This is a genomic window from Synechococcus sp. H70.2, from assembly GCF_047462275.1.
Lineage (GTDB): Bacteria > Cyanobacteriota > Cyanobacteriia > Thermostichales > Thermostichaceae > Thermostichus.
The window spans coordinates 104,572-116,593 of record NZ_JANSIU010000003.1 but is presented as its reverse complement, the minus strand read 5'-3'; the positions used below and the strand labels follow the sequence as shown (position 1 = coordinate 116,593).

Here is a 12,022-nt window from a genome sequence, read left to right as displayed (position 1 = left end):
GCCCCCTATTGCCGCCACCCCTTGCGATGGGGAGAAGACAGACTTCTGCTGCAGCACTAGAATCGTTAATGTTCCTTAACTTTTGTCGTTTTTCGACTCGCCAATTTTGGGCAGAGTCTCCACCCACGCTGCACACAGAGGGGATGAGATGTCCGGCCAAAACGAAATCCATGTGGTGGGGGCACGGCAGCACAACCTCAAAAACCTCGAGCTGCGGATCCCGCGCAATCGCCTGGTGGTGTTTACCGGCGTCTCCGGCTCTGGAAAATCTTCTCTGGCCTTCGACACCATCTTTGCCGAGGGGCAGCGGCGCTACGTGGAGTCCCTTAGCGCCTATGCGCGGCAATTTCTGGGGCAACTGGACAAACCGGATGTAGACCGCATCGAGGGCTTGAGCCCGGCCATTGCCATCGACCAAAAGTCCACCAGCCACAACCCCCGCTCCACGGTTGGCACCGTAACCGAAATCTACGACTACCTGCGGCTGCTGTATGGGCGGGCCGGGATCCCCCACTGCCCCCATTGCGACCGGGTGATTGCCCCCCAGACGGTGGATCAAATGGTGGACCAGATCCTGGCCCTGCCGGAGCGGACGCGCTTTCAGTTGCTTGCGCCCGTGGTGAGGGGAAAAAAGGGCACCCACGCAGCGCTCTTGCAAAGCCTGCGCCAGCAGGGGTTTGTGCGGGTGCGCATCGACGGCCAGGTGCGGGATCTCAGCGAGGAAATTGAGTTGGCCAAAAACAAGGCCCACACCATTGAGGTGGTGGTGGATCGGCTGGTTAAGGGCCCGGAGATCGCAGAGCGGCTGGCCGATTCCCTGACCACCTGTCTGCGCCAGTCGGGGGGACTGGCGGTGGTGGAGCTCTTGCCCCGTGAAGACGAACGGGAACACCTGCTGCAAAAAGTAGCCGAGGTGGCGGGGCAGTACCTCAACGGCAAGCCAACGGAGCTGATCTTTTCGGAACAATTTGCCTGCCCCGAACACGGCTCCGTGCTGGGCGAGCTGTCGCCGCGGCTATTTTCCTTTAACTCCCCCATCGGCGCCTGTCCCGTCTGTCACGGCCTGGGCTTTGAACCCATCTTCGACCCCGACCGGATCGTGCCGGATCCCAAGCTCCCCCTTTATGCGGCCATTGCCCCCTGGGCGGAGCGGGAGAACCCCTACTATCTGGCGCTGCTGGCGGGGGCTGCTAAGGCCTTTGGCTTTGAGCTCAGCAGCCGCTGGTGCGACCTTACCCCCGAGCAGCAGCAGCTCCTCCTCTACGGCAGCGACCAGGAGATCTACGTTGAGGCGGAATCCCCCCAGGGGAGCCGGGGCTACTACCGCCGCTTCGAAGGGGTGATCCCGCAGTTGCAGCGGCACTACCAAGAAACCACCTCCGAAACCTACCGGCAAAAGCTGGAGACCTACCTCACCTACCGCCCCTGCGCTGCCTGTGGCGGATCCCGGCTGCGGCCAGAGGCCCTGGCCGTGCGCGTCGGTGGCTACCGCATCACGGATCTCACCGAGATCTCCATCCGCGACTGCCTGCAGCGCCTGGAGCAGCTCCAGCTTACCCCCCGCCAAGCGCAGATTGCCGAGCTAGTGCTGCGGGAGATCAAAACCCGCCTGCAGTTTTTAATTGACGTGGGCCTTGACTACCTCACCCTGGCCCGACCGGCCATGACCCTTTCGGGGGGCGAGGCGCAGCGGATCCGGCTGGCCAGCCAGATTGGCTCCGGCCTAACGGGGGTGCTCTACGTGCTGGACGAACCCTCCATTGGCCTGCACCAGCGGGATAACCAACGCCTCTTGCAAACCCTATTCCGCCTACGGGATCTGGGCAACACCTTAATTGTGGTGGAACACGATGAAGAGACCATTCGCGCCGCCGACCACATCGTGGACATTGGCCCCGGCGCTGGCATCCACGGCGGAGAAGTGGTGGCCCAAGGATCTCTAGCCGACATCCTAGCCTGCGAGCGCTCCCTCACCGGCGCCTATCTGGCGGGGCGGCGGCGGATCCCAACCCCAGCTCAGCGGCGACCTGGCAAAGCCGTCTCCCTCAAGCTCACCGATGCCCACAAAAACAACCTCAAGCACATCGATGTGGAGATCCCCCTGGGCAAGCTGGTCTGCGTCACCGGCGTCTCCGGCTCCGGCAAGTCCACCCTGGTCAACGAGTTGCTCTACCCTGCCCTGCAACACTACCTCGGCCAGAAGGTGCCTAAGCCAACGGAAATGGGGGAGCTACACGGCATCGAACACATCGACAAGGTCATTGTCATCGACCAATCCCCCATTGGCCGCACCCCCCGCTCCAACCCCGCCACCTACACGGGCCTCTTTGATCCCATCCGCCAGGCCTTTGCCCAGACTCTAGAGGCCAAGGCCAGGGGCTATCACTCTGGCCACTTTTCCTTCAACGTCAAGGGGGGGCGCTGTGAAGCCTGCAAAGGGCAGGGGGTGAACGTGATTGAAATGAACTTCCTGCCGGATGTGTATGTTACCTGCGAAGTGTGTGGGGGCAGCCGCTACAGCCGCGAGACCCTCCAGGTCAGGTACAAGGGCAAAAACATCGCCGAAGTCCTAGACATGACGGTGGGGGAGGCGCTGGAGTTTTTTGCCGCCCTACCCCCTGCCGCCAAGATTCTACAGACCTTGGCCGATGTGGGCCTTGATTACATCAAGCTGGGGCAGCCCGCTCCGACGCTTTCCGGGGGGGAAGCGCAGCGGGTGAAGCTGGCGGCAGAACTGGCCCGCCGCTCCACCGGCAAAACCCTCTACCTGCTCGATGAACCCTCCACCGGCTTGTCCTTCTACGACGTTCACAAGCTCTTGAATGTTCTGCAGCGGTTGGTGGATGCGGGCAACACCGTACTGGTGATCGAGCACAACCTGGACATCCTCCGCTGTGCCGACTGGATCATTGACCTGGGGCCGGAAGGGGGCGACCAGGGCGGCCAGATTGTTGCCGTCGGCACCCCTGAGGAAGTGGCCGAGCAGCCCGGATCCCACACGGGGCGCTACCTAAAGCAGGCTTTGCAACAACATCCCCCCGGTCAGTAAGAAAGGGAGCGGATGCATACCCAGTTGTTCGCACTATTTGCCCGCCAAACTAAGGAAAAAGCTCTGCAATGACTTCGTTGGAAAACAGCCAGCCCTCGGGCGGGATCAGTCGCAGTCGCCCTCCTTCGCAACTGGCCCAACCTTTTTCAAAATAGGGATCTAGACGCCGCAAAGCCTGCTCCACCCTCGCAGGGCCAAAGCGCTGCCGTAAAGTTGCCAAATCCAGCCCTTCCTGCAAACGCAGCCCCAACATCACCGTATCCATCCAGATTTCTTCTGCAGAGGCTGGTGGCGGGAGAGGGTGAACTTGGGCTTTGACCTGTTCAAAATACTTATGGAGAGTTTTCGGCTGTTGAATACGCCGCCCCCCTTCGTAGCCGACCGATCCCATGCCAAAGCCAAAGTAAGGGCGATTTTCCCAGTACACCCGGTTGTGGCGACAGGCATACCCAGGGCGGGCAAAATTGGAGATCTCGTAGTGGATGTAGCCGGCTTGGGTGAGCAGCTCCCGCGCCATCAAGTACATTGCAACTGTGATTTCCTCAGGGGGCAAAGGGGCATCCCCCGGTCGGTACATCCGGCCAAAGCGGGTTCCCGGCTCAATGGTTAAATCATAGATGGAGACATGGGTAGGGTTGATCTCAAGAACAGCCTGCAGCGATTGCTGCCAGTGCGCCAACGTCTGGTAGGGCAGTCCAAAGATCAAGTCCAGGTTGAAATTCGCAAAGCCCACTGCCTGCAAGTCGGCCACAGCTTCGTAAACTTCTTCCACTCCATGCAGGCGACCGCAGGCGGCCAGCAGCTCCGCTTGAAAGGCCTGTACCCCCAGGCTAATGCGGTTAACCCCCAGATCCCGGTAGCCCGCCAACTGCTCCCGCGTCAGGGTGCCGGGGTTGGCCTCGAGCGAAATCTCGCAGTCAGGATGTAAGGGGATCCTCTCCCTGAGTTGAGCCAAGATCCGGCCCAATTGCTCCACCGTCAGCAGGGAAGGGGTGCCGCCGCCAAAGAAAATGCTGGTCAAGGGTTGGGGATCCCCAGCCAAATGGCGGTAGCGGTAGGCCCCCCCAATCTCTTGGCAGAGCACCTGCACATAGGTTTCTATTAGCTCGCGCGTGCCTAGGCCGGTGGCAAAATCGCAGTAGTGGCAGCGCTGCTGGCAGAAGGGGATGTGCAGATAGGCGGCCTCTGGCCAGCCAAGCTGAGTGGAGAGGGCAAAGTCTTCTGCAGAGGCTGCAACCACCATAGCTCCCTACCTTGCTAAAACCACTATACTGGTAGGCTTGTAAGGGATCCCATGAACGCTGTGCGCCTGGCAGTGATTGACTACGAGGCCGGCAACCTGCATTCGGCTTGCAAAGGGCTAGAGCGGGCTGGAGCCGAAGTGCAGCTGGTCACAGAGCCGGCTGGGCTGGCGGCTTTTGATGGCCTCGTTCTGCCGGGAGATGGGGCCTTTGACCCAGCCATGCAGCAGTTGCGGGCGCGGGGCTTTGTGGAGGCTATCCAAGAAGCAATCGAGCGGCAGCAGCCCTTTCTGGGCATCTGCCTTGGGCTGCAGGTTTTGTTTGAGGGGAGCGAAGAGGGGGTGGAGCCAGGGCTGGGCCTTGTACCCGGACAAGTGCGACGCTTTCAACCGGAGCCAGGCCTGCGCATCCCCCACATGGGCTGGAACCAGTTGCACCTCACCCAGCCCCTGTCTCCTCTTTGGGCAGGGATCCCTGACCAAAGCTGGGTTTACTTTGTCCACTCCTATCATGCCGTGCCCGAGGATCCCAGCTGGGTGGTCGCCACTACCCAACACGGCAGCCAAACCTGTGTGGCCGCCATTGCCCGCGGCGCCCTGTTTGCCACCCAATTTCACCCCGAAAAGTCCGGCCCTGTAGGCTTGAAGATATTGCAAAACTTTGTCGAGTTTGTTGCCCGTCGCTTGCCTACTGCCGGCGCCTAGCGTTCCATGAACTACTGGCTGATGAAATCGGAGCCCCGCGTCTACAGCATCTGGGATCTGCAGCGGGAGGGCCAAACCCTTTGGGACGGCGTGCGCAACTACCAAGCCCGCAACTACCTAAAAGCCATGCAGGTGGGGGATCGCGCCTTTTTCTACCACTCCAACGCTAGCCCCCCCGGTATTGTTGGTTTGATGGAGATCCGAGAAACCCAGGTGGTGGATCCCAGCCAGTTTGATCCCACCAGCCCCTACTACGATCCCAAGTCAACTCCTGCAGCGCCCCGCTGGCACACGGTGCGGGTGGAATTCGTCGCCGCCTTTGAGCGCTTGATCCCTTTGGCCGAGTTGCGGGCCACTTTTACCCCTGCAGAGTTGGAGGTGGTGCGGCGAGGTACGCGCCTATCGGTGATGCCCGTTTCCCAAGCTGTTGCAGAGCGGCTGCTGGCCTTGGCGACCTCTTCTCCCTAGCCCTACCAGGTTGGAGCAAGCCAGCCGGGACTCCCTATCCTTGCCAAAACCTTCAAAAGCCAAAGGCTGAGAGGCCCCAGCGCCGCAAGCTCTCGAAAGCGGCGTAGGCCGTTAAATCCGGCTGCAGGGGCGTAATCGACACATAGCCTTCGGCAACCGCCCGCACATCGGAGCAGGGATCCACCTCCTCTTCCACCACCTCTCCTGCCAGCCAGTAGTAGGCCTTGCCACGGGGATCTACTCGTTTCTCGTAGAGATCCGTGTACTTGCGCCAGGCCAGGCGGGCCAAGACCATGCCGCGTATTTCAGCCAGCTCTAGCGGGGGCACGTTGACGTTCAACAGCATCGGCTTCTCTAAAGGCTTCAGGCTCAGCTTCTCCAGCAGCATCAGCACCACCTGGGCCGCCGGCTGAAAATCCTGGTGGGTAAAGCTGGCCAGGCTCACGGCTAGGCTGGGGATCCCTTCCAACAACCCTTCCATGGCCGCTGAGACGGTGCCGGAGTAGAGTACATCGGTGCCCAAATTGGCTCCCTGATTGATGCCGGAAATCACCCAATCGGGAGGATGATCCAGTAGCCCGTCCAGACCCAGCTTGACACAGTCCGAAGGCGTGCCCGAACAGGCCCAGGCTTGCACCTCAGGGGGGAACCCCTCCCGCACCGGATCCAGCCTTAGAGGCTTGTGCAAGGTTAGGGCATGGCCAGTGGCCGAGCGCTCCCGATCCGGACAGACTACGGTCACCTGGTGCCGGCCCATCTGAGCCAGCGCTGCCACCAAACACCGCACCCCCGCCGCCTGAATGCCGTCATCGTTGCTCACGAGAATCTTCATCGGTGCCCCTCCTCACCGCCTCCAAGATCCTGCTATCTACTGCCAAGCCCCCAGCCGGCCAGGAGCCAGGAGAAGAAGAGTGCGGCTTCCGCATGTTACCATTGGACATAGGTCTATAGAGGACATCCGTAGAACCACGGTGTTGCTCTGTAAATCTTAAGTGTCATTATGAAACTAAGGTAAAGCTACTACTGAAGCTTCCTTCCTTCTGGTTTATCCTCCCGTTAGCGTTTCAACCCCTCTTTGTGGCTTGATGAAGCGGAAGAGGCGGTAAGGTTCACCCAGTCGCTCACAGGAAGTTTATCCCATGTCCCTGGTTTCCATCGCGTCAGCAGCAGAGGCTCCAGAATGGCCGGAGCTGTGTCAGTGGGCGGAGGAGCACTACCGCTGTCGCACTTTTCCCAAGGACGTGCGCATCCCCACCCGTCCGGGCTTGGTCTACATCACCCAAGAAGGCGTGGTGCGCCTGGTCAGCCAAACGCCAGAGCGGCGGGAGGTTTTTGTCGGGTTTATCACTGCCGGCATGCCCTTTGAGGTGAGCAATCCGGAGCGCTTTGAGTTGAAAGCCTGTACCCACGTCGAGCACACCACGGTGATGTGGTTTTACTGGCAGGATCTGGAGCAGTGGCCCCATTTGCACCAGAAAGTTCAAGAAAGCTTCCGCCAGCAACTACAACGCAAGTTGCTTTGGTTAGGCAACTTGGGCCAACGGCGGGCCATTGACCGCCTCAAGGGCTTCCTAACGCTGTTGATTGAAGAGTACGGGCAGCCCTGTGAACAGGGGATGTACCTTCCCTGGACGCTGACCCACGCCCAAATTGGGGATGCCATTGGGGCTACGCGCGTAACGGTCACTCGCCTGCTGGGATCCCTGCGCTCGAAAGGGTTTGTGCAGATCCTGGAGCCCAATCTAATTTGCATTCCTAACGAGGTGAAGCTGCAGCCTGTGCCGAAAAGGGCGGCCACTGCTTAAGCTATGGGTCTACAGCTCTACTACCGTGCGTGGGGAGAAGGGATCCCTTCCCTGCCCATCCTATTGCTCCACGGCCATCCGGGCAATGCTGACTGCATGGAAGTTTTTGCTGAGGCGGTGGCGGGGATGCACCCCTGTGTGGCGCCGGATCTGCGCGGCTACGGGCGTTCGCAGGTACGGGATCCCTTTGAGATGGCAGCTCACCTGGAGGACTTGCAGGAGCTGCTGGATCGCCTGGGCTGGCGGGAGTGTCTGGTGTTGGGTTGGTCTCTGGGCGGGATCCTGGCCCTGGAGTTGGCCTTGCGCCTGCCGCAGCGGGTCAAGGGCTTGGTTTTGGTAGCCAGCGCCGCCTGTCCTCGTAGCAACCATCCCCCCATCACCGTTGGGGATCAGCTCAACACCGGCATTGCTTCGCTGCTCAACTGGCTTTGGCCCGGCTGGAGTTGGAACATCAACACCTTTGGCCGCCGCTCTCTCTACCGCTACCTCATCCAGCAACACACCCCAACCGCCTATCGCTACTTGGCCCAGGCAGCTTTGCCCGCCTATCTGCACACCTCTCCCCAAGCCCGCCAAGCTTTACGCGCCGCCTTGCAACAGGGCTACAACCGCGAAGGGGAGCTGCAGCACCTGCGCCTACCCGTGTTGCTCCTAGCCGGCGAGCGGGATCGCCACATCACTGCCGCTAGCAGCCTGGCCACCGCCCGCCTTCTACCCCAGTGCACCTGCATTGTCTATCCCGGGGTCGCTCATCTTTTCCCCTGGGAGATCCCTGAACAGGTAGGACGGGATCTGCGTCGCTGGCTCAGGGCTCAAGACTGGCCAAAGGGAGGCTCTTCCGACCCACCCTCAGCGGGGGAAGCCGCAGCCTGAACCTGGGCCAGCTTTTGTAGCCGGGCAAAGGCCTCTTCCTCCAGCCGGATCTGCTGCTGCTGCTGTTGTTTCCCCAGCGGCTGTTGCAGCGTGCCCAAAAGTAAGGGCTCGGAGACGCCCGGCTCCGGATGGATGACGGTGCGGGCCTGCAGGGTAAACACCGGCGAGCCGGTGGAGAAGCGACCGGAGGACGCCAAATCGCTGGCCGCCTGCTTCAGCGTGAGGATCAGTTGCTCTGGGGTAATGTCCGGGCTGACGGCAATGACCGCTCGCTCTGCCCCTTGGTCATAGACCGTGGTGTAGGGAGCAGCGCCGGGAATGCGGGAGCGAAAGATTGGCCCCAAACTGAGGGCAAAACAGCCCGCCGTCAAAACCAGGGTGAAGGCCGTGTAGCCCACCAGCGAAAACTTCCACGGCCAGTTGCGGAGCCAGGCCAGCAGGGTAAGCAAAGCCAGCAGGCCTGCCACCCCCAATCCCACCTGCGCGGCAGAGGCAAAGAAAGATTGCAAAGACCCATCCATCATTGGCAGGAGAAGAAGTTCGGACTCAGCAGTCTCATCTTAAGCGGCTTGGCAATCCTCTCAACTGCTCGCTGGCTCTGGCCGAGAGGGTAGGGGCTTGCGGCTCCATCTGCCAAACTAGCTCTCGCTGATCCCAGAAGTGCCGGCAGCTCTGTGCCTTTTAGAACTGTTTTTTATGCTACTGAATGAGCATTGCTGGCAAGAAGAACGCTGAAAACAATGCGAAGGAAACGAACGACGGTATCAGCAAGATGGATATAATGCCAGCGAAGCGGCTTGAGAACTGCCGACATGTCATCTTCAACCCTCTTTGATGGAGCGCGTTACAGCCTTGACTCTCCGGATCCCTCGGTAGCCTTGCAAACCGCGAAAGACTCCCTATTTGCCCTGGGCAACCTCATTGCTGGGATCGTTAACGAATACCACGACGTAGTCAGCAACTCCGTGCTGCTGGAGAAGCTGGAAGCCTTTCGGGTTGTCTACGAAGAGGCCGATGCCCGCCTGCGGAAGCCCTCCTTCCGGATTGCCACCATTGGCACCACCTCTTCAGGCAAGTCCACCATTGTCAACGCTCTCATTGGTCGGAAAATCGCGCCTATCGAGGCCCAGGAGATGAGTGCCGGAATCCTACGGATTAGGCACGGCGAGCGGAGCAAGCTAGTTATCCACAATACAAAAGGAGCCACCTGGGAGTGCGGCACCTGGGAAGACCTGAGGGACGAAGAGATCTACAGCAGGCTCAAGCTGACAATGGAGGCTTACCACCAAGAGCGGCGAAAAAAGAGGAAGAAGGAGGATGAAGCCGAGGTAGTCATCCCTCAGATAGACGTTGAGTGTCCGCTCCTTCCTGTCAGGGCTTCTTCTCTGTTAAACCTGCCTGAGGGCTTACAGGTTGAGATTTATGACTTGCCTGGCCTGAACTCAATCCAAGATAGAACAAGCCTCAGGATCATCCAAGAGCATGTCAGCAAGTGCTTCAGCCTCGTTGCACTGGATTACTCTCAGACAGATTGGCAAAGACGAGAAGCCCTCTTGAGAGAGCTAAAGGATGTTGTGGAGTTTCTCCGAGGTCAAACCAGCTTGATGATTTTCTTGCTCAATAGGGTTGACATGCGAAATCAAACCGACAACCCTCTAGAGCAAAAGGTCGAGGAGCTGAGAGAGGAAATTAAGGAGATTCTGGATCTTCCAGAGCTGCCTTTTATCATTCCGCTCTCTGCTAAGGCGCTCTTCTATGCCCAATGTGCCTGGGGAGCCAACTCTTCCGAAGGATCGGATGTGGATCCCAGTACTAGACAATGGATGCTCAGCGCTCTTTTTGAAGACTGTGCTAATCTCATCAGGGCTTCTACAAGAGGTGATAGGGAGCTGAAGTCTTGGATAGCAGACCTTGAAAACAAAGTCGAGGAAGGGCAGGCAATATCTGACAATGACACTAGGCTCTTGCTTGGCTACATCCGAGAGTGGAGCGGCGGCAACTTGCTATGGAGGGCATTGCGAGAAAGGATTCAAGCAGACACTGCAAGAGTTGTTATTCTCCCGGCAGTGCTACAAGTGATCAACTCAGCTAGAGAGATTAGCAGTGCCCTAGATGTCATAATCAATACAAGACGAATTCAGACGCTAGAGGAAGTAGATAGGCAAAGAAAATATATTCAAGAGAGACAAGAGCAATGCAAGGAAGCAATCAATCAAGTTGCCCAATCGTTTATCGCTGACATTACAGACTTACTCAACCAAGTTGCCAGTGCTAGTGGCACTCCTGAGTCCCTATCAAAGATTGAGGAGGAAGCCAGAAAGAAGGGCTGGCAGGGGTTTCCCGATTTTATTGACTTTGTGGACGAGCAAGTTAAAGATTTGATTAATAAAATCATTGCTCCAGTTCGAGATGCACTCAAGCAAGAAATTGGTGTTTATCCGCTAGAAGATTCTCTGAAAGAAGTGATCCCTGCTCACATTGCCAACCTCGTTGCTAGATCTTGCGACGTGACACTCAGAACGTTGAGGGATTGTGAGTGTCAGGGAGACAGCCTGATTCTGAGAGTACCTGTTGAGGAGAAAACCAAAAAGCCTCATGAGAAGATAGAAAGAGCTGAGCGCGCTGTTTTAGCTCTCTACCAATCGGTTAGGGACGCTCTCGAACATAGGGCCGAGTTTCTGTTACAGGCGAAGGCTCAAACTTTTGAGAGATTTGCGAACTCATTGATCTCTCAGCTTATTGCAAACCTTATTGGAGCCGTTGAAGAAATCCTCACAGTCTCCGAGGAAGATAAGCTAGGGATCCAGGAATTGATTCAAACTGGCGTTAAGCTGAGAGGCGAGCCCTTGCGCCTTACGCAAGATGTCTTTCTCTTTAATAAAAGAGCAAAGATAGAGACTACAAAGAAGGACAAAACTACAATAGTCGAGGAGCCTAGTTCTTGCTTTGGAGGCAAGAAGTACAAGATAGCTAAAGTTGGGACGGAGTTCTATCAACAGCTAATTGTACCCAGCTTCGATAAGATGGCTGAGGAGTGGTCAAGCGGAGCAGATGCTGGGAAACAAAGATTGTGGAAAGTCTTACAAGAATGGATAGTAGGTTACATAGAAAAACTAAGAGAGGCTACTCAAGAATTGGTCAGAAAGGCGCTTGATCTTTCTATGGATGAGCTAGAGAGGCAAAGGAAGGTGATTGATGAGAACCTTAGCCAAGCGGTAGCGATGGCCAAAGATCTGGAGAATAGGAAGAATGCAATTGAAAGCCATATTCAGACCTTGTCTCGCATAGGGAGTGGAAGTGATGAGTGAGAACGACAAAGAGCAGAGACAGCTTCTTAGGCTAGCTGCTGTATTGATTGTAGCTATCGTCGGTGGTGCTGTTTGGGGGCCAGGGGGGGCTGTTGTTGTAGCATTACTTTTGCTTGTAGCAAGTTCGCCTTTGCTTGTAGCAAGTTCGCCCGAAAATTTGCCCGAACCCAAACCTTCCGAACGCGAAAGTTGGGTCGTGCTAGCCTTGAGGGCTAGCCAGTTTCGCGAATACTTTTCTCACCTTTCTCCCGGACAAAAAATAACAGAGAAGAATGCGTGTGAGCTTCTGTATAAAAGCTCAAAGTATATCTGGAGAGGCACACAGAAAGAGTTTGAGGCTCTGAAAGAGGAAGTCGAGAAGTTTCCGGCTGAAAATCTCAATGATGAAAGTGCTTTTTATCTAGTGGCCCTCGAGACTGACGAGGAGCTTCCTGGACTTCGCAAAGATGCGAGTCCTCTTGAGCGAAGGGATGCGTTTCTGGCTCTAGCCGGTAAAGCAAAGATTGTCTGGATCTCCCCCCCATTGCATTTAAACTCCTTTGCCAACAAGGGTTTCTACCTTGTGTAACCGGAA

The 12,022-nt window shown here is 57.4% G+C and carries 10 protein-coding genes; 7 read left to right on the top strand and 3 right to left on the bottom strand.

The features are described 5' to 3' along the window. Positions 1-148: 148 nt before the first annotated feature. Positions 149-3,049, top strand: coding sequence for an excinuclease ABC subunit UvrA (gene uvrA / locus NW822_RS04230; protein ID WP_414403627.1), 2,901 nt, complete (start codon positions 149-151; stop codon positions 3,047-3,049). Between the two features lie 49 nt (positions 3,050-3,098). Here the strand turns inward: uvrA and hemW are convergent, their stop codons facing one another. Further along, positions 3,099-4,292 (bottom strand): radical SAM family heme chaperone HemW, encoded by a 1,194-nt coding sequence (hemW, locus tag NW822_RS04225; protein ID WP_414403626.1) that lies wholly within the window; start codon positions 4,290-4,292, stop codon positions 3,099-3,101. A 51-nt stretch (positions 4,293-4,343) separates the two neighbouring features. Between hemW and hisH the strand changes: the two genes are divergently transcribed. Together hisH and NW822_RS04215 are read left to right on the top strand one after the other, a co-directional pair. After that, entirely contained in the window at positions 4,344-4,994 is a 651-nt protein-coding gene (hisH, locus tag NW822_RS04220; protein WP_414361396.1) for an imidazole glycerol phosphate synthase subunit HisH, read from the top strand. 6 nt (positions 4,995-5,000) lie between these two features. After that, the gene (locus NW822_RS04215; protein ID WP_414403625.1) at positions 5,001-5,462 is read left to right on the top strand and encodes an EVE domain-containing protein; all 462 of its coding nucleotides are present in this window, start codon (positions 5,001-5,003) and stop codon (positions 5,460-5,462) included. Between the two features lie 52 nt (positions 5,463-5,514). On the opposite strand, the gene surE is transcribed toward NW822_RS04215, so the two are convergent. Next, on the bottom strand, positions 5,515-6,294 hold the full coding sequence (surE, locus tag NW822_RS04210; RefSeq protein WP_414403624.1) for a 5'/3'-nucleotidase SurE: 780 nt from the start codon (positions 6,292-6,294) through the stop codon (positions 5,515-5,517). A gap of 307 nt (positions 6,295-6,601) precedes the next feature. Between surE and NW822_RS04205 the strand changes: the two genes are divergently transcribed. Both NW822_RS04205 and NW822_RS04200 read left to right on the top strand, forming a co-directional pair. Continuing rightward, positions 6,602-7,267: a Crp/Fnr family transcriptional regulator gene (locus tag NW822_RS04205; protein ID WP_414403623.1), complete on the top strand. Its 666-nt coding sequence runs from the start codon at positions 6,602-6,604 to the stop codon at positions 7,265-7,267. A gap of 3 nt (positions 7,268-7,270) precedes the next feature. Next, positions 7,271-8,140 carry an alpha/beta fold hydrolase gene (locus tag NW822_RS04200; protein WP_414403622.1) on the top strand — a complete coding sequence of 290 codons (870 nt, stop codon included), beginning with the start codon at positions 7,271-7,273 and terminating at the stop codon, positions 8,138-8,140. Here NW822_RS04200 and NW822_RS04195 read toward each other — a convergent pair. After that, positions 8,080-8,649 carry a Ycf51 family protein gene (locus NW822_RS04195; RefSeq protein ID WP_414403621.1) on the bottom strand — a complete coding sequence of 190 codons (570 nt, stop codon included), beginning with the start codon at positions 8,647-8,649 and terminating at the stop codon, positions 8,080-8,082. The two genes, NW822_RS04200 and NW822_RS04195, sit on opposite strands and share 61 nt — an antisense overlap. Positions 8,650-8,952: 303 nt before the next feature. On the opposite strand from NW822_RS04195, the gene NW822_RS04190 reads away from it, so the two are divergent. Then, positions 8,953-11,448, top strand: a complete 2,496-nt coding sequence (locus NW822_RS04190) for a dynamin family protein (RefSeq protein ID WP_414403620.1) — start codon at positions 8,953-8,955, stop codon at positions 11,446-11,448. Then, the gene (locus NW822_RS04185; protein WP_414403619.1) at positions 11,441-12,016 is read left to right on the top strand and encodes a hypothetical protein; all 576 of its coding nucleotides are present in this window, start codon (positions 11,441-11,443) and stop codon (positions 12,014-12,016) included. The genes NW822_RS04190 and NW822_RS04185 overlap by 8 nt, the downstream gene beginning before the upstream one ends. Positions 12,017-12,022: the final 6 nt, after the last annotated feature.